The 21,737-nt window shown below is 37.5% G+C and carries 26 protein-coding genes; 11 read left to right on the top strand and 15 right to left on the bottom strand.

Annotation, left to right across the window (positions count from 1 at the left end; translation table 11 throughout):
* The first annotated feature begins 10 nt into the window (after positions 1-10).
* Both lgt and ACFO5T_RS05070 read left to right on the top strand, forming a co-directional pair.
* Positions 11-949: a prolipoprotein diacylglyceryl transferase gene (lgt, locus tag ACFO5T_RS05075; RefSeq protein WP_298347884.1), complete on the top strand. Its 939-nt coding sequence runs from the start codon at positions 11-13 to the stop codon at positions 947-949.
* Positions 936-1,433 carry a DUF192 domain-containing protein gene (locus tag ACFO5T_RS05070; protein WP_375251951.1) on the top strand — a complete coding sequence of 166 codons (498 nt, stop codon included), beginning with the start codon at positions 936-938 and terminating at the stop codon, positions 1,431-1,433. Before lgt ends, ACFO5T_RS05070 begins: the two co-directional genes overlap by 14 nt.
* 177 nt (positions 1,434-1,610) lie before the next feature.
* Here the strand turns inward: ACFO5T_RS05070 and ACFO5T_RS05065 are convergent, their stop codons facing one another.
* The 7 genes from ACFO5T_RS05065 to ACFO5T_RS05035 all read right to left on the bottom strand — a co-directional run bounded on the left by ACFO5T_RS05065 (position 1,611) and on the right by ACFO5T_RS05035 (position 5,379).
* The gene (locus ACFO5T_RS05065; protein ID WP_021778444.1) at positions 1,611-1,763 is read right to left on the bottom strand and encodes a DUF4295 domain-containing protein; all 153 of its coding nucleotides are present in this window, start codon (positions 1,761-1,763) and stop codon (positions 1,611-1,613) included.
* Between the two features lie 3 nt (positions 1,764-1,766).
* Complete coding sequence (gene rpmG, locus ACFO5T_RS05060) at positions 1,767-1,949, bottom strand: 50S ribosomal protein L33 (RefSeq protein ID WP_013749890.1); 183 nt, start codon at positions 1,947-1,949, stop codon at positions 1,767-1,769.
* Between the two features lie 19 nt (positions 1,950-1,968).
* Entirely contained in the window at positions 1,969-2,208 is a 240-nt protein-coding gene (gene rpmB / locus ACFO5T_RS05055) for a 50S ribosomal protein L28 (RefSeq protein WP_021778443.1), read from the bottom strand.
* Between the two features lie 191 nt (positions 2,209-2,399).
* Positions 2,400-3,650 (bottom strand): competence/damage-inducible protein A, encoded by a 1,251-nt coding sequence (locus ACFO5T_RS05050; protein WP_375251950.1) that lies wholly within the window; start codon positions 3,648-3,650, stop codon positions 2,400-2,402.
* Positions 3,651-3,986 carry an Hpt domain-containing protein gene (locus tag ACFO5T_RS05045; protein WP_021778441.1) on the bottom strand — a complete coding sequence of 112 codons (336 nt, stop codon included), beginning with the start codon at positions 3,984-3,986 and terminating at the stop codon, positions 3,651-3,653.
* Between the two features lies 1 nt (position 3,987).
* Positions 3,988-4,602, bottom strand: a complete 615-nt coding sequence (locus ACFO5T_RS05040) for a fumarylacetoacetate hydrolase family protein (RefSeq protein ID WP_380032549.1) — start codon at positions 4,600-4,602, stop codon at positions 3,988-3,990.
* A gap of 3 nt (positions 4,603-4,605) precedes the next feature.
* On the bottom strand, positions 4,606-5,379 hold the full coding sequence (locus tag ACFO5T_RS05035) for an exonuclease domain-containing protein (RefSeq protein ID WP_380032547.1): 774 nt from the start codon (positions 5,377-5,379) through the stop codon (positions 4,606-4,608).
* 98 nt (positions 5,380-5,477) lie between these two features.
* Here ACFO5T_RS05035 and ACFO5T_RS05030 point away from each other — a divergent pair, with 98 nt between their 5' ends.
* Both ACFO5T_RS05030 and ACFO5T_RS05025 read left to right on the top strand, forming a co-directional pair.
* Positions 5,478-5,948 (top strand): hypothetical protein, encoded by a 471-nt coding sequence (locus tag ACFO5T_RS05030; RefSeq protein WP_380032545.1) that lies wholly within the window; start codon positions 5,478-5,480, stop codon positions 5,946-5,948.
* The gene (locus ACFO5T_RS05025; protein ID WP_380032543.1) at positions 5,941-6,594 is read left to right on the top strand and encodes a hypothetical protein; all 654 of its coding nucleotides are present in this window, start codon (positions 5,941-5,943) and stop codon (positions 6,592-6,594) included. Before ACFO5T_RS05030 ends, ACFO5T_RS05025 begins: the two co-directional genes overlap by 8 nt.
* A 74-nt stretch (positions 6,595-6,668) precedes the next feature.
* Here the strand turns inward: ACFO5T_RS05025 and ACFO5T_RS05020 are convergent, their stop codons facing one another.
* The 4 genes from ACFO5T_RS05020 to ACFO5T_RS05005 form a co-directional block, all read right to left on the bottom strand.
* On the bottom strand, positions 6,669-7,988 hold the full coding sequence (locus ACFO5T_RS05020; RefSeq protein ID WP_380032541.1) for a dihydrolipoamide acetyltransferase family protein: 1,320 nt from the start codon (positions 7,986-7,988) through the stop codon (positions 6,669-6,671).
* Positions 7,989-8,067: 79 nt separating this feature from the next.
* Positions 8,068-9,198, bottom strand: a complete 1,131-nt coding sequence (locus ACFO5T_RS05015) for a glycosyltransferase family 2 protein (protein ID WP_380032539.1) — start codon at positions 9,196-9,198, stop codon at positions 8,068-8,070.
* 35 nt (positions 9,199-9,233) lie between these two features.
* Entirely contained in the window at positions 9,234-9,851 is a 618-nt protein-coding gene (gene recR, locus ACFO5T_RS05010) for a recombination mediator RecR (RefSeq protein WP_035325222.1), read from the bottom strand.
* Positions 9,852-9,909: 58 nt separating this feature from the next.
* Positions 9,910-10,551: a protein-L-isoaspartate(D-aspartate) O-methyltransferase gene (locus ACFO5T_RS05005; RefSeq protein WP_375251944.1), complete on the bottom strand. Its 642-nt coding sequence runs from the start codon at positions 10,549-10,551 to the stop codon at positions 9,910-9,912.
* Positions 10,552-10,732: 181 nt separating this feature from the next.
* On the opposite strand from ACFO5T_RS05005, the gene ACFO5T_RS05000 reads away from it, so the two are divergent.
* The 7 genes from ACFO5T_RS05000 to miaA are packed head-to-tail and all read left to right on the top strand — an operon-like array spanning position 10,733 to position 17,776.
* Positions 10,733-11,692: a Gfo/Idh/MocA family protein gene (locus ACFO5T_RS05000; RefSeq protein WP_375251943.1), complete on the top strand. Its 960-nt coding sequence runs from the start codon at positions 10,733-10,735 to the stop codon at positions 11,690-11,692.
* A gap of 56 nt (positions 11,693-11,748) precedes the next feature.
* On the top strand, positions 11,749-12,636 hold the full coding sequence (locus ACFO5T_RS04995) for a 3-hydroxyacyl-CoA dehydrogenase family protein (protein ID WP_298347872.1): 888 nt from the start codon (positions 11,749-11,751) through the stop codon (positions 12,634-12,636).
* Between the two features lie 29 nt (positions 12,637-12,665).
* Positions 12,666-13,886, top strand: coding sequence for a DUF1015 domain-containing protein (locus ACFO5T_RS04990; RefSeq protein WP_375251942.1), 1,221 nt, complete (start codon positions 12,666-12,668; stop codon positions 13,884-13,886).
* Positions 13,886-14,533, top strand: a complete 648-nt coding sequence (locus tag ACFO5T_RS04985; RefSeq protein WP_380032535.1) for a YggS family pyridoxal phosphate-dependent enzyme — start codon at positions 13,886-13,888, stop codon at positions 14,531-14,533. Before ACFO5T_RS04990 ends, ACFO5T_RS04985 begins: the two co-directional genes overlap by 1 nt.
* 59 nt (positions 14,534-14,592) lie before the next feature.
* Positions 14,593-15,972: an exonuclease domain-containing protein gene (locus ACFO5T_RS04980; protein ID WP_380032974.1), complete on the top strand. Its 1,380-nt coding sequence runs from the start codon at positions 14,593-14,595 to the stop codon at positions 15,970-15,972.
* A 39-nt stretch (positions 15,973-16,011) separates the two neighbouring features.
* On the top strand, positions 16,012-16,872 hold the full coding sequence (locus ACFO5T_RS04975) for an ion transporter (protein ID WP_375251940.1): 861 nt from the start codon (positions 16,012-16,014) through the stop codon (positions 16,870-16,872).
* Positions 16,823-17,776: a tRNA (adenosine(37)-N6)-dimethylallyltransferase MiaA gene (gene miaA / locus ACFO5T_RS04970; protein ID WP_380032972.1), complete on the top strand. Its 954-nt coding sequence runs from the start codon at positions 16,823-16,825 to the stop codon at positions 17,774-17,776. The genes ACFO5T_RS04975 and miaA overlap by 50 nt, the downstream gene beginning before the upstream one ends.
* Positions 17,777-17,824: 48 nt before the next feature.
* On the opposite strand, the gene ACFO5T_RS04965 is transcribed toward miaA, so the two are convergent.
* The 4 genes from ACFO5T_RS04965 to ACFO5T_RS04950 all read right to left on the bottom strand — a co-directional run bounded on the left by ACFO5T_RS04965 (position 17,825) and on the right by ACFO5T_RS04950 (position 21,737).
* Positions 17,825-18,535, bottom strand: a complete 711-nt coding sequence (locus ACFO5T_RS04965) for a response regulator transcription factor (RefSeq protein ID WP_021778425.1) — start codon at positions 18,533-18,535, stop codon at positions 17,825-17,827.
* 1 nt (position 18,536) lies between these two features.
* Entirely contained in the window at positions 18,537-20,120 is a 1,584-nt protein-coding gene (locus tag ACFO5T_RS04960) for a sensor histidine kinase (protein ID WP_038600932.1), read from the bottom strand.
* A 70-nt stretch (positions 20,121-20,190) separates the two neighbouring features.
* A complete protein-coding gene (gene coaE, locus ACFO5T_RS04955) occupies positions 20,191-20,790 on the bottom strand; it encodes a dephospho-CoA kinase (RefSeq protein ID WP_021778423.1) in 600 nt (199 codons plus the stop codon).
* 2 nt (positions 20,791-20,792) lie between these two features.
* Entirely contained in the window at positions 20,793-21,737 is a 945-nt protein-coding gene (locus ACFO5T_RS04950; protein WP_375251936.1) for a YbbR-like domain-containing protein, read from the bottom strand.

Here is a 21,737-nt window from a genome sequence, read left to right as displayed (position 1 = left end):
AATAGAAAATATGTTTGCACTCAAATTTACTTGGAACCCAGTATCTGGATTAGATTTAGGTTTTATCACCATCCATTTTTACAGTTTGATGTTTGTAGTGGCATTTTCATTAGGTTTTTACTTGATGAAAAAGATGTTTCAACGTGAGGAGGTTGCTATAGAAAAATTAGATAGTCTTTTTATCTACGCAGTCGTTTCTATACTACTGGGAGCTAGGTTAGGTCACGTATTTTTTTATCAAACAGAGCTTTTATGGGAAGACCCACTATCTGTAATTCTTCCGTTTAGGTTTGTACCAGAATTTGAGTTTACTGGTTTTAGAGGCCTTGCCAGTCACGGTGCTGCCATCGCGACTATATTTGGCCTTTATTTATACAATAAAAAAATCTTACATAAATCTGTGCTATGGATTTTAGACCGCGTAGTTATTACCTGCGCATCTGGAGCTATTTTTGTGCGCATAGGTAACTTTTTAAACTCAGAAATGGTGGGTAAAATTACAGATGGTCCACTAGGCATACAGTTTGTACAAGATGAGATTTCTGAGCGACGTGCTGTAAGCCTTACAAACATACAAAACCCAAAAAAGGCATATCAAGCCCTTACAGAAGATCCACAATTTGCCGAAATAATAAGTAGTATTCCTTACCGATACCCGGGGCAACTTATGGAAGCATTTGGCTATGTATTTGTATTTATCATATTATACCTTCTATACTGGAAAACCGAAGCGCGTAAAAAACCTGGATTCTTGTTTGGATTATTTTTACTTCTTCTTATGACAGTGCGCCTTGTGGTCGAAAACTTCAAGAGAGAACAAGTAGAAGGTAGAGAGGACTGGATATTTAACCTTAACACAGGGCAAGTATTGAGTATTCCCTTTATCCTTATTGGACTCTACTTTGTTATTACCGCATTTACTAAAAAACCTATTAATGAAACTAATTAAACCCTTTACGCTATCACTCGCTGCCTTATTAACATTAAGCAGTTGTAATAATACTAGTGGCTCTGATAAAGTAATAACTATGGAGACTCCTGCATTTAATAAAGAGGGAGAATTATCACTATATAAAGCTTCTGGCAAACTTATAAGAACAATAGATGTAGAAGTAGCAGATACTGCCTTTGAGCAAGAAACAGATCTCAAAAATAGAGGCCTTTTAAAAGCCCATCAAGGTATGTTATTTTTGTATCCAGAAGAGGATTTACGTGGGTACTTTATGAAAGACATACGCTACCCACTAGATATTATCTTTATAAACGGAGATAATAGAATCGTGAGCTTTGCAGAGAATACAACTCCTCTAGATGATAGTACATTTTTACCTTCTCAAGTACCAGCACAACTCGTATTAAAAATAAATGGAGGCCTATCTGAAGAATGGGTTATAGAAGTAGGCGACTATGTAGAGTGGAAATTTACTAACTAATACGATTTTAACACCCACTAGTTACAATAAAGTACTACTTTAAAATAAATCACATAACAAATCCTCCTATCAAACTTTTGATAGGAGGATTTACTTTTTGTGCTCGCTTATGTTGATAAAGCACAAAAAACCCGTCTCAATAAATGAAACGGGTTTTGAACTATCTTAAAGTAAAGCTTATTTCTTAGCTAAGAAATCGCTTACTTGATCTGGAGACATTACTGACTCAACAAAAGTGTAAGCTCCAGTTTTTGGAGATTTTACCATTTTGATCGCTTTAGTTAAACGCTTTGATCCTGTCTGTAACGATGCAACTGATTTCTTTGCCATAACTTATTTGATTTCTTTATGAACAGTCATCTTCTTAAGTACGTTGTTGAATTTCTTCAACTCCATACGGTCAGGTGTGTTCTTTTTATTTTTTGTCGTGATGTATCTTGACGTTCCTGGTTGACCAGTCGCTTTGTGCTCTGTGCACTCTAAGATTACTTGTACTCTATTCCCTTTCTTTGCCATCTCGGTTTACTTTATGGGATTATTTAGTTAAGAATCCGTTTGCGCGAGCCTCTTTAACAACCGCGTCGATTCCTTTCTTATTGATATTTTTTAATGCAGATGCAGACACTTTCAAAGTGATCCACTTATCCTCTGCTGGAAGGTAAAAACGTTTTTTCATAAGATTCACGTTAAATTTACGCTTCGTCTTATTCATCGCGTGGGAAACATTGTTTCCTACCATTGCTTTTTTACCTGTAAGCTCACAAACTCTAGACATTCCTAAAACTTTAAATAGTTATTTCAAAACAGGGTGCAAAAATACGTAATTTTATAGGTCACTACAAAACTTATTTCTAGTTTTTTCCTGTTAATTTATTTTATGGCTCTTATTTTCTACAATAGAGCCCTATAATTTATATAATAGAAGGAGTTTTATTACGCTTTCGCGAAAGCGTACCAAAAAACATTTTACCCCTCCTTACGTATCACATCTCTTAATAGCTCAAGTGCTTTATTAACACTCTTACCTATTACTCTCTTGCGGTGATTACCCATCATAAAGTGATGTGCAGTAACTCCTTTATCTGTAGCGATACCTATGTATACCGTACCTACCTCTGCATCACTATCACCCTTAGAAGGTCCAGCATTACCAGTGGTAGATATACCTATGTCTGATTTATAGAGACGCTTTGCGTTTACCGCCATTTGTGACGCAACTTCTGCACTTACTACAGAATGCTTGTCTATAACTGCAGGATCTACGCCTAGTATATCTATTTTAGACTGTGTAGCATAGGTCACTAGGCTTCCTTTAAGATATTGAGATGCGCCACCGTGCTTTGTAAAACGTTCTACCATTTGACCTCCAGTACAGCTCTCTGCAATGGCTAATGTTTTATTATGATCTACAAGCAATTTTGCAACAACCTCTTCTAGCTCTCCATCACTTTCAAACCCTACAAAAATATCGTCTATTAGTGGCAAAAGCTTTTGGGTCTGGATAGCCATTTCTTTTTCAAGCACATCTTGTTCTGGTCCAGATGTAGATAGACGTAAGCGCACTCTCCCTAGTGAAGGTAAGTAGGCTAGCTTTATAGTAGCGGGTAGCTCATTTTCAAAAGCTTCTATACGCTCTGCGATAGCACTCTCTCCCATTCCATAGGTCAAGAAAGTTTTATGAAGTATGTAGGGTAACTTAAACTGCTCTTGAAGCCTTGGTAGCACTTCATTTTCCATAAGCCCCTTCATTTCATAAGGGACTCCCGGCATTGAGATAAAGACGGTGTCTTTATCTTCAATCCACATACCAGGTGCTGTACCAAATTTATTTACAAGGATTTGTGCCTTACTGGGCACTAGTGCTTGTGTCTTATTTGCTTCAAGCATCGGTTTTTTTACATACTCCTTAAACAAGTATGTCACGTGATCAAGCACACTCTGATCAAGTACTAGCTCATCGCTGAAGTATTCACAAAGCGTATGCTTTGTGATATCATCCTTAGTAGGACCTAGCCCTCCTGTGATTATGACAAGATCTGTACGACTTTGCGCTGCAGCAAAAGCTTCTAAAAGATGTGCCTTATCATCTTGTATAGACGTTATCTGATATACAGAAACCCCTATTTTATTAAGAACTGAAGATATGTATGCACTATTTGTATCTACAATCTGGCCTATGAGTATCTCATCACCTATTGTAATTATTTCTGCTTTCATCTAGAAGTCTTCTTGTAGCTCTGCAATTACCGTAGTAAGGGTATTTGTAATATCATCTAGCTTAGTCTGTATGGCAGATGTAGGCTTATTTGTATCACTCCACTTCTCCATTGCCTTAATTTGATCTAGAAGATCTATACCAAACATATCTAAATTAGGTTTCATCTTATGCGCAAATTGATATGCCATTTTATGGTTTACATTCTCAATAGCATTTTGCATAGACTCAAGATCTGGCGGTATTTCTTGTAAGAAAGTTGAAACAATGACTGCTACAAAATCTTCATCACCACCGGCGATCTCTCTTACTTTTTCTAGATTGTAATGTCTTGACATATTATTTTACGTTTATTGAGAACATCTCTGTATCTCCTATAAATCCTTTTAACTTATCGTTTTCTTCTACACGTGCAACGCCAGCTGGCGTACCTGTAAATATAATGTCTCCTATCTTAAGTGTAAAATATTGAGAGACATAGCTTATTAAAGCATCTATTTTCCAGAGCATCTCCTTTGTAGAGCCCTGCTGCACAACATCTCCATTAGACTCTAGTCTAAATGAGATATCATCTACACTCTCAAAGTCTGATACTGGCAACCATTTAGTCCCTATAACCGAAGCACCATCAAATCCCTTTGCTTTTTCCCAAGGCAACCCTTTTTCCTTAAGCTGCGCTTGTAGATCTCTAGCGGTAAAATCTATACCGAGACCTATCTCATCATAATAGGTAGCAGCAAACTTCTCATCTATATGCTTTCCTATCTTTTTAATCTTAACAAGCACCTCAACTTCGTGATGCACATCATTAGAAAATGGTGGAATCACAAAGGGGTGTTTACTTAATAATATAGAAGAATCTGGCTTCAAAAAAACAACCGGATGCTCTGGTCTTTCATTATCTAGCTCTTCTATATGCTTTGCATAATTGCGACCTATACAAATAAGTTTCATAAATTATCCTTTAGTATTAAGCTTACGTAGTTTTATTGCTGTAAGTACCTTCTTTGTGTATAAAGGGAAGTCTGCATTTTGAATCCACCCAAAATATCCCGGCTCTTTCTCTAGCACTTCTTCTACCTTCTTACCCTTGTGTTTTCCAAATGTAAAAATCTCTACATCATCCTTATCATACCCTATAAAACCAGCAAAATCTGCATTTCTTTTACGCGTACTAAAGTCGCCTAAAAATTTCATATCGTTCTCCAGCTCATCATATCTATCCAGCTGAGATTTTAAAACCTCATAGGTAGCCCACGTATCTGCAGATGCGCTGTGCGCATTAGTCAGGTCCTTATCACAATAAAACTTGTATGCTGCAACCAGTGTGCGCTGCTCCATTTTATGAAAAATGTTTTGCACGTCTATCGCGTTGCGATTTTTCATATCAAAGTCTATGCCTGATCGCAGTAGCTCCTCAACCAGAAGCGGTATATCAAATCTGTTTGAATTAAAACCAGCAAGATCTGAGTCTTTTATAATATCATAAATCTCCTTTGCTCGCTCTGCAAAGGTAGGCTTGTCTGCCACATCTGCATCACTTATACCGTGTACTGCAGTCGTTACTGCTGGTATAGGTACCATGGGATTTATACGTTCTGTAAACTCCTCCTCTCTTCCATCTGGAAAAACTTTAAGGATAGATATCTCTACAATCCTATCTTTTGCGACATTAACACCTGTGGTCTCAAGGTCAAAAAAACAAATGGGTCTTGTTATATTTAATTGCATTTCACAAAAATACTTGTTTATAATTACAATGTTTAAACCTCTAACTATTAAAAATTTCAGAAATGTTATCTTGGTATAAGATTTGATTTCATTCTATTATGAATATAAAATACTTAAATCTCGTTGTTATTTTTTTCGCTTTCGCGAAAGTTTCCTTTGCCCAAACCTCGGCCTTTACTACCAAAGATGTAATAGGGACCTATACAAATGACTACAGAAAAGCGCTCATCACAAACCCCGAAGTGACTAGCCTACCTGTGCAATGGCAACTTATACTATCGCCAGATGGAACTTTTGAATACCACAACTCAAGACAATTAAAAGGACAGCCAGAAGAGCATTGGTATGCAAGAGGGCAATGGACTTTTAAAGGTAAAATAGTGTCATTTACAAACTCACCACAAGATATAGATGATAAGTACACCATAAATCTAAACGGCTCAAAGGCCCGATTTTTTAAAAAATCACCACGTAATAACTCCCCAAAAACTCAACCTACCTACATTCAGTTTTTCAAATCTGAATATGCAATAACCAAAAGCTTAAAACTTCACAAAACCAATGAATAGATTAAAACTTATATACACCGTCTTACTTACTGCGAGTATGGTATTTTTCGCGAAAGCGCAAAACACCTCCACCCCAGATGTAGAGCTCATAGAAGAAAAGCAGCCTAAGCGATGGCTTCTTTATGCCCAAAACAATACAGATCAAGAACAAGAAGCTTTTCTCATTGTACAGGGCGAAGGCTTTAGACGTAGTGCAGATAGACCGGTTATAAAAAAAATACCGCCTAATGAAAAGGTACTTATGATTACTTTAATACCGTTAAGAGGTGCCAACCCTACCTATACCAATATATTTAACTACAACAACAAGCTACAATCTATAAGCAAGCGCAAAGGAGAAGACGACGAAGCTTACGTAAACATACGTCCTATTAAGGCAAGTGAGTTTACGGTCTTTACAGAAGATAACTGTGACAAATGTGAAGTGCTTATTAATTACCTAAATGACAACCACCTTAAATACCGAACTCTCGTTGTATCAAAACATAAAAAAGTAGCAGATTTTATGTTTCAACATCTTAAAAGTGATGGCCACAATGGTGGTAAAGTAGGTTTACCCGTTATTATGCACAAAGGCAAAAAGAGCTACGATATAGAAGATATAGATGCTTTTATAAATAGTTATGACTGGAGCACCTTGGAATAGAAAACGATAAGTGATCTTATAAAAAAAGCGCAACCTGAGGTTGCGCTTTTTTTAATTATTGAGATAAGAGACTATTATATCTCTCTATTTACATCAAAGTTTTCTAAGTACTCTGCTACTCTCTTTACAAACTGACCTCCTAGCGCTCCATTTACCACACGGTGATCATAAGAGTGAGATAAGAACATCTTCATACGTATACCTATAAAGTCCCCATCTGGCGTTTCTATCACTGCAGGTACTTTGCGTATAGCTCCAAGAGCAAGTATAGCAACTTGTGGCTGGTTTATAATAGGTGTTCCCATTATAGACCCAAAGGTACCTACGTTTGTCACAGTATATGTCCCTCCGGCTGTATCATCTGGTTTTAACTTACCATCACGAGCTCTACCAGCAAGATCATTTACAGATTTTGCCATTCCTACAAGGTTAAGCTGGTCTGCATTTTTTATAACCGGTACAATAAGGTTACCATCTGGTAAAGCTGCAGCCATACCTAGGTTTATGTTTTTACGTTTTATAATACGATCACCATCTACTGCAATATTTATAAGTGGGTAATCACGTATTGCTTTTGCCACTGCCTCCATAAATATAGGAGTAAATGTAAGGTTCTCACCTTCCTTCTTTGCAAATGCATCTTTATTCTTCTTACGCCAGCTCCAGATATTAGTTACGTCTGCCTCAATAAATGATTGTACGTGAGCACTGGTCTGCACAGATGCTACCATATGGTGCGATATGAGTTTACCCATACGAGTCATCTCTATCACTTCATCTTCACCATTTACGCTTACTGGAGCGGCTTTTTTGGCTGGTGCGCTTTTTTGTGCTGGCTGCGCCTTAACACCTTGTGTTGCTGGAGCGGCTTTTTGAGTACCGCGGTTTGCAAGGTATGACACCATATCATCCTTAGTCACACGACCGTCCTTACCAGATCCTTGTATTGCATCAAGTTCAGATTGAGAGATTCCTTCTTGCTTTGCCATATTGCGCACAAGCGGCGAGTAAAATCTATCTCCAGAACTTACTGGTGCTGCTACCGCATCTTGGGCTGCTGTTACCGTTTGAGCAACGGCCGCTGCCTCTGCAGGAGCTTCTTCTACAACCTCTTGTACAGTAGTCTCTGTAGTTGCTGTATCACCACCTTCACCATCTGTTTCTATAATAGCAATGGTTTGGCCCACTTCTATCACAGCATCTACATCAAAAAGTTTTTCGACTAGTACTCCGTCTACTTCACTAGGCACTTCACTATCTACCTTATCTGTTGCGATCTCAAGTACAGGCTCGTCTGCCTCTATGACATCTCCTACTTCTTTTAACCACGATGTAAGCGTTGCTTCTGCAACACTCTCTCCCATTTTTGGTAGCTTTAATTCAAATCTTGCCATATTCGTAAAATGTAGCTGTTTTCAATTGTTATTTTTACAAAAATAGTAATTTATTCGGTTTTAAGGTGAGAATAAATCACTATTCTATTTCAAACGTGATTACCTCTCCTCTTCCTTCACTACTATTACTGCCTATCGCAAAAGTACTCTTTTTAGGTATTAGTTTATAAGAAACACCACTACTGGCGTGTGTTATAATTTCCTTAATTATTTTCTCATAGCCCGTATACTGGGCATCAAAGAGTATTTCTTGACCGCTCTTTACAGTAGATAGCTCGTTTTGGGTCACAACCGTATTATTGACACTTTGTGACAATTTTCTCGTCAGATCATCATTATTAGACAGCAGTATATACTCTTTAATTTTTTGATGATCTTTTATGATCGCCTGGTTTTTAAAATGAGTAATCCAAGACTTGGCTTTTGCAACGCCTAGACCTAACCTCACTAACGTTTGTTGTAATACATTTCTATACAAATGCTTATCATAAAATAGCTGCATTGCTCCATAAAAACGCTTTCTATAACGTTTATCTTTTACGGTACTTTCTCCCTTAAAGTGTATAATAACAGTATCCCCAAGGTAATAATTTACATAACCCGCTTGTAATACGGTATACGAGAGGTCGATATCTTCACCATACATAAAATACCGCTCGTCAAAACCGCCTACTTCTGTATAAACTGCACGAGGCATAAACATAAAAGCACCTACAAGTACAGATACCTCTCCTATTTCATCGTTTGTAAGGTGTGAAGCATAATAATGTCTAGCATCACCTATCATCTTATTGAGCGATACTTTAAGTGTAGGGATGTTTCTTTTGCTTTCTGGTAAAAATCTACCGGTTCCGTCCACCAGCTGTATTCCTATGATGCCTAATTTTTGTTGCGCTTTCGCGAAAGCGTATACATCATTAAACGTGTTTTCGCCCACTACCGTATCTGGATTGAGAATACAGACATACTCACCTTGAGCTACAGCTACGCCTTGATTATTTGCTTTAGAAAAACCTACATTATCTTTATTTGCAATAAGAATAACTTGAGGAAACAGGTCTCTTACCATTGCTGCACTACCATCTATAGACGCATTATCTACGACTATAATCTCTGCATCTAGATTTTGTATACTAGCAGTAACACTATCTAAACACAGATGTAGATAGTCTTTTACATTATAGTTTACAATGACAATAGATAATTGCAAGCAGGATTTTTTAAAGTGAGTATTTTATAAACTTTCTAACTCTTTAAGGAATTTTCGAAAGGTATGCGATGTAAGATACTTCTTCCTAGGGTAACCTCATCTGCATACTCAAGCTCATCACCTACAGAAATACCGCGGGCAATAGTAGAGGTCTTAATGTCATAAGCCTCCAGTTGTCTATAAATATAAAAGTTTGTAGTATCCCCTTCCATCGTGGAGCTCAATGCAAATATCACCTCCTTTACCTCTCCGCTTTTTGCCTTGTCTATGAGGGAGTAAATATTAAGATCTTGTGGACCTACACCATCCAGCGGACTTATTTTTCCGCCCAGCACGTGGTACAAGCCACGATACTGGCTTGTATTCTCAATAGCCATAACGTCTCTCACATCTTCTACCACACAAACTAATGATGCATCCCTATTAGGGTTAGAACAAATCTCGCATAACTCTACATCTGATATATTATGGCATTTTTTACAAAACTTGATGGTGTCTCGCATCGTGTTAAGCGCCTCAGTAAGATGGTGCGTCTGGCTCTCTGGCTGCCTTAATAAATGCAGCACAAGTCGCAAGGCTGTGCGCTTACCAACTCCCGGGAGTTGAGACATCTCATAGACTGCGTTTTCAAGAAGTTTTGAAGAGAATTCCATAGGTTACAAAGATACTTCTTTAGAAAATAAGTAGTAGGCTAGGGACAATAGCCGTCCTTTAATTTTTATCCTCCAGTAATGGCACAAATCTAAACTCTCCATACTCTTTCTTTTCAAAAGAGGTTGCAGAGGTTCTTATATAGCGATGCATTATTTGCGGGTCGTCGCCTACGGGTATCACAAGCTTCCCTCCTACCTTGAGTTGTGCCAGTAATGGTTTAGGTACAAATGGTGCTCCAGCTGTCACGATAATACTATCAAAAGGCGCATATTCTGGTAATCCTTTATAACCATCTCCAAAACTTAGATAACGAGGTCTGTATCCCAGTTTTGTGAGGAATAATTTTGTCTTTTTATATAGCTCCTGCTGGCGCTCTATAGAATATACTTTTGCTCCAAGCTCACACAACACCGCTGTTTGGTACCCGCTACCCGTACCTATTTCTAGTACATTGTGCCCTTTTTCTATCTCTAGCAACTCGCTTTGAAAAGCTACAGTATAAGGCTGAGAGATGGTTTGATCTGCCGCAATAGGAAACGCTTTATCTTGGTAGGCGTGATGCTCAAAACTGCTATCCATAAAAAAGTGACGTGGTATTTTACCTATAGCCTTAAGTACTAGACTATTTGTAATGCCTTTATCTTTTAGTATTTGTACGAGTTGGCGGCGTTTTCCTTGGTGGCGAGTAGTGTCTTTCATCGGTTACTAAAATAGTTTTTTTACAATAAAACTCACTCTCAATCACAAATGATTTATCAAGAGCACCCCATTTTATTTTCAAAATCAATGCTACCAGCAGGTTATTAAAAATCTTCACACCCCAAAATCAAGACATCATAAAAGCAACTAAAAACCTTATTTTTGTAAAAAACAATATACTATGCTCAAAGCTGGCGTTCTAGGTGCAGGCCACTTAGGAAAAATACACTTAAAACTTCTTAAACTATCAGAAAACTATGAACTGGTAGGCTTTTACGACACCTCAAAAGAGGTACGTGACGCCATATCAACAGAGTTTGGCTACGTAGCATTTGATAGTGAAGAAGCACTTATAGACGCCTGTGATATGGTAGATGTTGTAACGCCTACCACATATCACTTCACAAGTGCAGAAAAAGTAATTAAAGCCGGTAAACATCTCTTTATAGAAAAACCTATCACAAGTACGGTAGAAGAAGCAGAGCAATTACTCGCCCTGGCAAAAGAGCACAATGTGTTAGGACAGGTAGGTCAAGTAGAGCGTTTTAACCCAGCATTTATGGCGGTAAATGAAGGTATAAAGAGCCCTATGTTTATAGAAGCGCATAGACTAGCAGAGTTTAACCCTAGAGGTACAGATGTGCCTGTTGTGCTAGATCTTATGATACACGACATAGATGCGATATTAAGCGTGGTACAAAGCCCTGTAAAAAGTGTAAACGCTAGCGGTGTCTCTGTTATATCTGAAACACCAGATATTGCAAACGCACGCATCGAGTTTGAAAACGGCTGTGTAGCAAACCTCACTTCTAGCCGCATCTCTATGAAAAATATGCGTAAGGCTCGTTTCTTTCAAAAAGACGCCTATATCTCTGTAGACTTTTTAGAAAAAAAAGTAGAAGTTGTAAAAATGAAGGATGCACCAGAAAATCCAGATGACTTTGCGATGATTCTTCAAAATGCAGAGGGGCTCAAAAAGCAAATATATTTCGACAATCCAGAGGTGCCTAGCAATAATGCAATACTTGATGAGCTAGACGCTTTCGCGAAAGCAATAAAAGAAAACACTACTCCTATCGTCTCACTTGAGGCAGGTACAGAAGCACTGCGCGTAGCCAAAATGATTATCGCAGATTTTTAAACACACATATTCAAACACACACTTTCCTACTGGGAAAGACACTAAGCATCACAATTATGAAAAACATAGCAGTTATAGGAGCAGGAACAATGGGTAATGGTATTGCTCACACTTTTGCTCAAAGCGGTTACAAAGTACAGCTTGTAGACATCTCACAAGAATCACTAGATAGAGGGATGAACACCATCTCAAAAAACCTAGATAGAATGGTTGCAAAAGAGCGTATCACTGCCATAGAAAAGCAACAAACGCTAGATAATATCACCACTTTTACTAACCTAGAAGAAGGTGTAGAATATGCTGGACTTGTAGTAGAGGCTGCTACAGAAAACGTAGATCTCAAACTCAAAATTTTTGAATCACTAGATGAAGCTACTGGTGATGACTGTATCCTTGCCACAAATACCTCTTCTATTTCAATCACACAGATTGCGGCAGTCACAAAAAGACCTGAACTCGTTATAGGGATGCATTTTATGAATCCTGTACCTATTATGAAGCTTGTTGAAATCATAAGAGGATACTCTACTAGTGATGCAACCACGCAAACTATTATGGAGCTTTCAGAAAAGCTAGGCAAGGTACCTGTAGAGGTAAATGACTACCCAGGTTTTGTAGCAAACCGTATCCTTATGCCTATGATTAATGAGGCTATTGAGACTTTATATAATGGTGTAGCTGGCGTTTATGAAATAGACACCGTGATGAAGCTAGGTATGGCGCACCCTATGGGACCATTACAACTAGCAGATTTTATAGGTCTTGACGTATGTCTATCTATACTTGAAGTAATGTATGAAGGTTTTAAAAACCCTAAGTACGCACCGTGCCCATTACTAGTAAATATGGTACGTGCAGGAAAGTATGGGGTTAAGTCTGGCGAAGGTTTTTATGATTATAAAGAATCACGCAAGGCAGATAAGGTAGCCGCAATGTTTTCATAATACTACACAACTAAGATACGCATCATATTATGGCAAAAATCTCCCCCTTCTGCGCTGTGCGACCTACAAGAGATAAAGTAGGTCTAGTAGCCACACGTGCATATCAATTTTATGATCAAGAGGGGCGAGATCACCGTATGGCACGTAATCCGTTTTCTTTTTTGCACATTATAAATCCTGGATATAAATTTCACAAAGAGATTACAGGTAAACAGCGATTTGAACTTGTGCGTAATAGATATCAAGAGTTCAAAGAAGATGGCATTTTTATAAAAGAAAATAAACCTGCTTTTTACATATATAAGATTGTAGATAGAGACCAGAACACCTTTCACGGTATTGTGGGAAGTGCCTCTGTAGAAGACTATAAAAATGATGTCATAAAAAAGCACGAAGACACCCTGCAAGATCGTGAGCTACTCTTTAAAGACTATCTTGAGACGGTAGGTTTTAATGCAGAAGCTGTACTACTCACCTATCAAGATGACTCCAGTATAAAAGCGATATTGCAAGATGTAATGAGTACACGTGCAGAGTATGAGTTTACAACTACGTACCGAGACACACATTACTTGTGGCCAGTTACAGATAACTCAACTATAACAGCACTTCAAGAAGCCTTTGAGCAACTAGGTGATCTTTATATTGCAGATGGGCACCATCGCTCCTCCTCCTCTGCACTACTCTCTGATGCACACCCAGAGCATCAAGAGACATACCATCACTTTATGAGCTTTTTAATTCCAGAGTCTGAGTTGCTTATTTATGAATTTAATAGACTTATAAAAGACCTTAACGGTCTTACTAAAGAAGCTTTCCTCATAGCATTAGACAGCCATTTTAGAATTCAAAACAGAGGAAAACTACCCTATAGACCATCTAAGAAATACCACTTTAGTATGTATCTAGATGGTGAGTACTACAGTTTGTATTTACGCCATAAACTTAGAACTTTTGACACGCCCCTTGAGCGACTAGATACTCAAATATTATATGAGACTGTGTTAAAACCTATTTTAGGCATCACAGATTTACGCAATGACAAGCGTATAGAATATATAGACGGGAGGCGTGATATCGCAAGCCTTACAGACCGTGTAGACAGTAAAGAGTTTGTTGTGAGTTTTGGAATGCTTCCTATCACCATAGAAGACTTAAAAGAAATTGCAGACGCAGGGCTTAAAATGCCACCAAAAAGTACGTATATTGAACCTAAACTACGCAGCGGCGTCACGATTTACGAATTTTAATGAGTATAGCAGATAATATATTACGCTTTCGCGAAAGCATCCCACCACACGTAACCCTTGTTGCGGTTTCAAAAACAAAACCCGTAGCAGACCTTATGGAAGCCTATGAGGCTGGACAACGCATTTTTGGAGAAAATAAAATCCAAGAAATGACAGAGAAGTGGGAAGAAATGCCAAAAGATATACAATGGCATATGATAGGTCACGTACAGACTAATAAGGTCAAGTTTATGGCTCCCTTTGTAAGTCTCGTGCACGCGGTAGACCGTATAAAGCTCCTCAAAGAAATTAACAAACAAGCCCTTGCAAATAATCGTGTGATAGATGTACTTATACAGGTAAAAATTGCGCGAGAAGATTCAAAATTTGGTATGACGGTAGATGATGTTATCTCGCTTTTTCAATCCAAAGAGCTTGACAACTATCCTAATGTAAACGTAGTAGGCCTTATGGGTATGGCAACCTTTACAGATGATCAACGGCAGGTACAGGCAGAATTTGAACTGCTTGAAGGATTATTTTTACGGTTTCGCGAAAGCGCAAATCTCACCATTTTATCATCAGGTATGAGTGGTGATTATAAACTAGCCATAGATAACGGCAGCACGATGATACGTGTGGGGAGTAGTATTTTTGGCGCTAGATAGCCATTATACACACAACAATTTAATTATAGTACTCGTTTTACGAGCAAAACAATAGACTTATTTACGCAATACTAGACATAGAAACCACCGGTGGAAAATACAACGAAGAAGGTATTACGGAGATAGCTATTTATAAATTTGACGGACAGACAGTTGTTGATGAGTTTGTCACCCTTGTAAACCCAGAGCGACCTATACAGGCTTTTGTAGTAGGTCTTACGGGTATAAATAATGAAATGTTACGTAATGCGCCAAAATTTCACGAAGTTGCAAAGCGCATAATAGAAATCACTGAGGGTTGTACCATTGTTGCTCACAATGCACAGTTTGACTACCGCATACTTAGTCTAGAGTTTGATAGGTTAGGATATCACTTTGATAGAACAACACTCTGTACCGTTGAGCTATCACAAGAGCTCTTACCAGGGCACGACAGTTACAGCTTAGGAAAACTCACAAAGGCTGTAGGCATCTCAATGTCTAATCGTCACCGTGCAGATGGCGACGCGATTGCTACTGTAAAACTCTTTGAACTACTACTATCAAAAGATCCAGAGCAAATAGTTTTTAAAAAAGCGACGCGCTCTTTTCCTAAAAAGCATATGGATACTAAGCTCAAGGAGCTTATAAAATCTGTTCCTTCTGAGACTGGAGTATACTTTATGCATAATGTAAATGAGACCATCATATACATTGGGAAAAGTAAAAATATGAAGAAGCGGCTTACCCAGCATTTTACAAACGACAACCGCAAAAGTAAAAAAATACAAGACGAAGTTGAGAGTGTCACTTTTGTACAAACGGGAAGTGAACTTCTAGCATTACTTAAAGAGAACGATGCTATAAAACACTATAAACCTAAGTATAATAGAGCCCTAAGACGCACAAAATTTAAGGTACAACTTACACACTTTACAGACCAGCAAGGTTACATACATCTTAAGACAGAACGTGCAGATGGACGTAAGGAGTCAATTACTACCTATAGCAATACAATGAGTGCAAAGAGTAGTCTGGAACGTATTATTGCTGCCTACAACCTGTGTATGAATAAAACACAGTTTAATTCAAAATCTGGTAGTTGTTTTAATTATGGGATTGAAAAGTGTAATGGTGCCTGTGTAGAAAAAGAAGATCCAGCTTCATATAACAAGCGAGTACAGCAATTTATAGATAAGCATAGCTATAAAAACAAGAGTATGATTATCACAGATCGTGGTCGTAAGTCTAATGAGCGCTCTTTTGTATTAATAGAAAATGGGAAATTTAAAGGAATAGGTTTTTATGATCGTAACAATGATATAAGCGATCTTGACTATTTAAACACTATTATAGAGCCTATGTCTGATAATAGAGATGCAAAGCATATTATACAAACGTATGCTAGAAGTCGCAAGCGATTAAAGGTGATTACCCTAGAGCATATTTCAAACTCATAGATAAGTAGTACATTTATCACATAATAGGCACAACAAACAGTGACAAAAGACAGTACATCACCCTGGCGTAGAAAACTTCACGATATTATTTATGAGGCAGATACGCCTGCCGGAAAGTTATTTGACGTAGTATTACTCATACTTATACTTGCAAGTATTGCTCTGGTAATGCTTGAGAGTGTAAAGAGTATTGATGCAAGATTTCACGATTATTTTGAGATAGGAGAATGGATTATCACGATATTCTTCACACTAGAATATTTTGCTAGAATAGTTACTATCAAAAAACCTAGCACTTATATTTTTAGCTTCTACGGTCTTATAGACTTCTTCTCTACTATACCTCAATACCTAGCTTTTTTCTTTATAGGCTCAAATGCGCTATTAACCGTAAGAGCACTGCGCTTGCTTAGGGTCTTCAGAATTTTAAAGATTACAAGATACGTAGGTGAGTCTAATAAATTATCTAGAGCTCTTAAAGACTCTAGAGCAAAGATTAGTATATTTTTATTTGCTGTGCTTATACTTTGTATCATAGCTGGTACAATTATGTATATGGTAGAAGGAGAAGAAAGTGGCTTTACAAGTATACCTGTAAGTGTATATTGGTGTATAGTTACCCTTACTACGGTAGGTTTTGGAGATATTGCACCTGTGACACCTCTTGGGCAATTTATAGCTGCCCTTATTATGATTTTAGGTTATGGGATTATCGCGGTACCAACAGGAATAGTAAGCGCAGAGTATGCAAAGGATATGGAACCTTCTAAAGTTACAATAGATGGTGAAGATTATGTACATATGAATACACAGTGCTGCCAAAATTGTAATGCAAAGAAGCATCGTGATGATGCAGAGTTTTGTCATAAATGCGGTAACTCTCTTGATCGTGACTTCTAAGTATCTTATTGCCATTGTAGGCCCTACCGCTATAGGTAAAACGGCTCTCTCTATAAAAGTCGCCCAGCATTTTAATACAGAGATTCTCTCTGCAGATAGCAGGCAATTTTTTAAGGAAATGTACATAGGTACAGCTGTACCAGAGCCAGAAGAACTTGCAGCGGCACCCCATCACTTTATACAACACTTATCTGTAGATGAACCGTACAGTGTAGGCCATTTTGAAAAAGATGCGATACAAAAGATTACAACCTTGCACAAAACGCACAATGAACTCGTTATGGTAGGTGGTTCTGGAATGTATGTAGACGCTGTTATAAATGGTCTTGATGAATTTCCAGATGTAAAACCTGGCGTAAGAGAAGACCTTAAAACTTTACTAGCAACAGACGGAAAAATAGCTCTACAAAAGCTTCTTAAAGAAAAAGATCCCACCTATTATTCTCAAGTAGATATAGATAATACACAACGAGTGATCAGAGCACTTGAGGTTTGCCTGTCATCTGGTAAGCCATTTTCATCTTTTAGAGATAAACCTAGACCTGCTCGTGACTTTCAAACCATAAAAATAGGCCTTAAGGCAGACCGTGAGATTATGTATGATCGCATTAATAGACGTGTAGATATTATGGTTGAAAATGGACTTGTAGAGGAGGTAGAAAGTTTGCTTTCGCGAAAGCAAAATAATGCACTCATCACTGTGGGTTACAGAGAGCTTTTTGAATATTTTGATGGGAAGGTCACCCTAGAGCGCGCCATAGAAAATATAAAAACAAACACCCGAAGATTTGCCAAAAGACAAATGACCTGGTACCGTAAAGATACGAGTATACACTGGTTTGATTTTGAAACTCCTTTTGAAGAAATCGCTTCATTTTTAAACAAGAAAACGCACCACTTATAAAAGTGGTACGTTTTATAAATTCACTAATATCTTTTAGATATTAAATGCTTACTCGTCTTTCTTAACGACTAGACGGAAACCTTCTCCGTGTATGTTAAGAATCTCAACAACGTCATCTTTCTTTAAGTACTTACGTAGTTTTGCGATGTATACATCCATACTACGTGAAGTAAAGTAGTTATCATCTCTCCAGATCTTTGTAAGTGCTAGCTCACGGGGCATAAGGTCATTCTCGTGTAGGGCAAGCATACGTAATAATTCATTCTCCTTAGGAGATAATTTTATAGGCTCTTCTTCTTTATATGTTAAGAAACGTAACTTAGAGTTAAGGTGGAAGTTCCCTATGTTAAACTCAAACTGCTTAGAGTCTGCAACAGAGTCTACCGCTTTGCGCTGTATGATTGCCTTAATTTTCATAAGTAAGACCTCACTATCAAAAGGCTTATTAAGGTAATCATCTGCTCCTACTTTATACCCTTTAAGAACATCTTCTTTAAGCGCTTTTGCCGTTAAGAAGATAATAGGAATTTCTTCGTTCTTCTCTCTTATTTCTTTTGCCAGTGTAAATCCATCTTTGTAAGGCATCATCACGTCTAAGATACATAGATCGTAATCATCTTTTTTGAATTTTTCAAATCCTTCCATTCCATTCTTTGCGTGAGTGACATCATAGTCATTCATCATAAGGTAATCCTTAAGAACAGTTCCAAAGTTTGGATCATCCTCTACTAGTAAAATCTTTTTGTTTTCAGTTTCCATATTATAATGATATTAGTGGTAATTTGATTATGAATGTGCTCCCCATTCCTTTTTCGCTTTCGACAGAGATTTCACCTTGGTGATCATCTACTATTCGTTTTGCATATGCAAGCCCTAAGCCGTGGCCTTTTACGTTATGTATATCTCCCGTATGCTCACGGTAAAATTTATCAAATACTTTTTTCTGCACAGTTTTAGACATTCCATCACCTTTGTCTTTTATCTTTATGACAATGGAGTCTTTTGTGTTTTCTGTATAAACATCTATTTCTGGCGCTCTATCTTCTGGTGTATACTTTACAGCATTATCCATTATATTGACTAACACATTTGTAAAATGTGACTCATTTGCTAGCACTGGTGTGCGCTCTGCGTCAAGGTGAAGATTAATATAACCTCCTCGATCTTCTACTAGCAGCAATATATGGTTACTTGCATCTTCTACAAGCTCGTGCATATCGAGACGCTCTTTATTAATATCTAATTCGTTTTTCTCTAGTTTAGATATGCGCAGTACATTTTCTACTTGTCCGTGCATACGTTTATTTTCTTCTCTTATAAGACCTTGATAGTATGCTACTTTTTCTGGACTGCTAGAAATTTTTGAATTTTTTAAAGCATCTAGCGCTAGGTTTATAGTAGCAATAGGTGTTTTAAACTCGTGGGTCATATTATTTATAAAATCTGTCTTAATCTGTGATATCTGTCGTTGCTTATTGAGCTGGTGTAATGCACTTGAGTAGGCGATCACTATTATAAGTGTGAAAATTATAGATAACCCTGCCATTCCTAATATAGAAGAGATAACAAACTTCTTCTCACCAGGAAACTGAACATATAATGAGTAATCACTTACGTCTTTATCGTATAGAAATATAGGCTCGCTATATCCCGGTGCAGACTTTCTAAACTTAAAATCCTTAGATCGTACTCTTGTTAATAGATCATTACTATATACTCCAAATTCAAAATCTGTTTCTAGATTGCGCTCTACAAGCTCAATAGTAAGAAGTTTACTTATTTCCTCCTCTGTAACACGATTATGTATAGGAATTCTATTTGCTATATCGCTCACAATTCCAGAAAATTGGTATTTCTCGTAATCGAGCAATCTAGAAAATTCTTGTATTCTATTTGATGTTGAACTTTCATTACCGTCTACACTACCCCTTTTTATGATTTGAGTAGATCTTCTGTTTGCATATCTTTTAAACTCTATACTATCCCCTTCTTCTCCTGTAACTCCTGGCGCTGTGATTTTAAAATCTTCTTGTAAAATGCCGCTACTGTATAAAGTAATCTCATTATTTACTAGATCTTCATTAATGTAAAAGTATTCTTCAAAAGACAACTCGTCTGGAAGCCCAATACTATCTACCATTTTCTGTACCGGATAATAGTAATCCTCTAGCTCTCGGTTTTCTATTCTATCTACCACAGCAGATAGTGCTTGCTTAGCGTTAAAGCTAAATTGCTCACGCTTAGCATCTACACTACTAGATATCCAATAGCCTTGTACAAATATGATACCTATGAGCGACAAGCTCATAAGCACAATTAATAAGTAAAATAGTTTTTTATTCACTACCCAAAAATAAGATTTTAACATTTCAGGCGGTTTCGGTTTAACCAAATGTTAACAAGCGGTAGTTATGCTATGCCCAACCCTTATCTAGACGCACCATAATATGAGTGTGAATGCGTGACACAGCGTTTTTTGCTTCTTCGAGTTTTATATTTTCTACGACAACATCTGCCATTGCAGCCTTACGATCATCAGACCATTGTGCTTTCATTCTCTTAATTACCTCATTTTCGGTCGTACCGTCTCTTTTTATAGTACGAGCGATACGCTCTTTTAAAGGAGCCGTTACAAGTATGGTAAAGTCACATAAATTATATCCCCCGTTTTCAAATAAAATTGCAGCCTCTTGCATAACGTATGCTGCATTTTGAGCGGCAACCCAGTCTTGAAAATGTTTTCTAACCGCAGGGTGTACTATAGCATTGAGTCTAGATAGCATTTTTTTTGAGTTAAACACCTTACTCGCTATATAAGGCCTATTAAGTAAACCTTCCCTATATGCTTCTTCTCCAAAAAGGTTAATGATCTCCCTTTGCAATTCCTTGCTTGTGTTCATAAGGAGTTTTGCCTCATCATCTGCAATATAAACAGGTATTCCTAATTCTTTAAAAAAACCTGCAATCGTCGTTTTACCGCTTCCTATGCCGCCTGTAATACCTACTACTATCATAACTAATTAATTACAATAAACTTTACTTGCTTGTTTATAAGTCTCGCAACTTTTACGGTAGCAGGTGCCTTTGCTATTTTGAGCGGTAAATAAGCATCATTATCTGTAGCGTTTTCATAATCACAGGTAACTAGGAAATCTGACGGGGTGATTTTATCAAAATTTTCGAGTTCTACTATATAGCTTACTTCTGCAGTTTTGGGCAATATTTTAACCTGCGTATCTAGATCATTAAGTATGGTAATAGGCACTACTATTTTACCCTCCGTATACTTAGCTACATCTTGTACTAAATTTACCGTAGTTTGTGACAACCGTACGTCTTGTGGCAGCTCTTGAGTAGATAGTGCTACATCTTGCGCTATCTTTTTATCTACCTCCATTAGTTCTTTTCCGATTGTAAAAACTTCTTTGATTGATGTTATAGAAGTCGCTGGTCCCACTATGGTAATACTATCTGGCTCGATACGTAGTTTACTTTTTGCTCCATAACCTGTTTTATAAGAAACGGCAACATTAGATTGTACTGGGATACGCTTTGACGCTACAGAATCTACAGCTATACGTATTTGAGGAGGAACGATTGCAAGTACAGCGCCTTCATTATCTACAACTTCTTTTTGTGAAAGTGATCTAGCCGTTACTGTATATTCATACATATGAGACTCTACGCTCTGTAGCTCTGTAAAAGACACTTTTAATGTAGGCTCCTCTATAGCATTTGTAAGTAAGGAAAAACCAGAACCTTCTGCACTTACTTTTACATAGCCAGGTGTTAACTCTTGGATTGTTCGGTCTATGGGGACATCTACCACTTCTATGGCTACCTCAAATTGCGTTTTATATGTTTTAGATAATTTTATGAGGCCAGCAATGATAGTAGTAAACAGCAAGAAGAATAAAAACTCTCTTGCACTCACGCTGTTTATTTTAATTCCTCTCAACAT

Origin of the sequence: Dokdonia genika, from assembly GCF_042652845.1 — a bacterium.
In the GTDB taxonomy this organism is placed as follows: domain Bacteria; phylum Bacteroidota; class Bacteroidia; order Flavobacteriales; family Flavobacteriaceae; genus Dokdonia; species Dokdonia donghaensis.
Note: the sequence above shows the minus strand (reverse complement) of the source record. Positions and strands in the feature narration are given on the sequence as shown.

What these genes read in the sequence shown, in the direction of transcription:
- ACFO5T_RS05030 (WP_380032545.1), top strand. Translation starts at nt 5,478, where the DNA reads ATGAATATAAAATACTTAAATCTCGTTGTTATTTTTTTCGCTTTCGCG.
- ACFO5T_RS05005 (WP_375251944.1), bottom strand. Translation starts at nt 10,551, where the DNA reads ATGAAAGACACTACTCGCCACCAAGGAAAACGCCGCCAACTCGTACAA.
- coaE (WP_021778423.1), bottom strand. Translation starts at nt 20,790, where the DNA reads ATGATAGTAGTAGGTATTACAGGCGGCATAGGAAGCGGTAAAACGACG.
- ACFO5T_RS04965 (WP_021778425.1), bottom strand. Translation starts at nt 18,535, where the DNA reads ATGGAAACTGAAAACAAAAAGATTTTACTAGTAGAGGATGATCCAAAC.
- ACFO5T_RS04985 (WP_380032535.1), top strand. Translation starts at nt 13,886, where the DNA reads ATGAGTATAGCAGATAATATATTACGCTTTCGCGAAAGCATCCCACCA.
- ACFO5T_RS04990 (WP_375251942.1), top strand. Translation starts at nt 12,666, where the DNA reads ATGGCAAAAATCTCCCCCTTCTGCGCTGTGCGACCTACAAGAGATAAA.
- recR (WP_035325222.1), bottom strand. Translation starts at nt 9,851, where the DNA reads ATGGAATTCTCTTCAAAACTTCTTGAAAACGCAGTCTATGAGATGTCT.
- ACFO5T_RS05045 (WP_021778441.1), bottom strand. Translation starts at nt 3,986, where the DNA reads ATGTCAAGACATTACAATCTAGAAAAAGTAAGAGAGATCGCCGGTGGT.
- ACFO5T_RS05020 (WP_380032541.1), bottom strand. Translation starts at nt 7,988, where the DNA reads ATGGCAAGATTTGAATTAAAGCTACCAAAAATGGGAGAGAGTGTTGCA.
- ACFO5T_RS05040 (WP_380032549.1), bottom strand. Translation starts at nt 4,602, where the DNA reads ATGAAACTTATTTGTATAGGTCGCAATTATGCAAAGCATATAGAAGAG.
- ACFO5T_RS05035 (WP_380032547.1), bottom strand. Translation starts at nt 5,379, where the DNA reads ATGCAATTAAATATAACAAGACCCATTTGTTTTTTTGACCTTGAGACC.
- ACFO5T_RS04950 (WP_375251936.1), bottom strand. Translation starts at nt 21,737, where the DNA reads ATGTTGAGAGGAATTAAAATAAACAGCGTGAGTGCAAGAGAGTTTTTA.
- rpmG (WP_013749890.1), bottom strand. Translation starts at nt 1,949, where the DNA reads ATGGCAAAGAAAGGGAATAGAGTACAAGTAATCTTAGAGTGCACAGAG.
- ACFO5T_RS05025 (WP_380032543.1), top strand. Translation starts at nt 5,941, where the DNA reads ATGAATAGATTAAAACTTATATACACCGTCTTACTTACTGCGAGTATG.
- ACFO5T_RS05070 (WP_375251951.1), top strand. Translation starts at nt 936, where the DNA reads ATGAAACTAATTAAACCCTTTACGCTATCACTCGCTGCCTTATTAACA.
- ACFO5T_RS05050 (WP_375251950.1), bottom strand. Translation starts at nt 3,650, where the DNA reads ATGAAAGCAGAAATAATTACAATAGGTGATGAGATACTCATAGGCCAG.
- ACFO5T_RS04995 (WP_298347872.1), top strand. Translation starts at nt 11,749, where the DNA reads ATGAAAAACATAGCAGTTATAGGAGCAGGAACAATGGGTAATGGTATT.
- rpmB (WP_021778443.1), bottom strand. Translation starts at nt 2,208, where the DNA reads ATGTCTAGAGTTTGTGAGCTTACAGGTAAAAAAGCAATGGTAGGAAAC.
- miaA (WP_380032972.1), top strand. Translation starts at nt 16,823, where the DNA reads ATGCAGAGTTTTGTCATAAATGCGGTAACTCTCTTGATCGTGACTTCT.
- lgt (WP_298347884.1), top strand. Translation starts at nt 11, where the DNA reads ATGTTTGCACTCAAATTTACTTGGAACCCAGTATCTGGATTAGATTTA.
- ACFO5T_RS05000 (WP_375251943.1), top strand. Translation starts at nt 10,733, where the DNA reads ATGCTCAAAGCTGGCGTTCTAGGTGCAGGCCACTTAGGAAAAATACAC.
- ACFO5T_RS05065 (WP_021778444.1), bottom strand. Translation starts at nt 1,763, where the DNA reads ATGGCAAAGAAATCAGTTGCATCGTTACAGACAGGATCAAAGCGTTTA.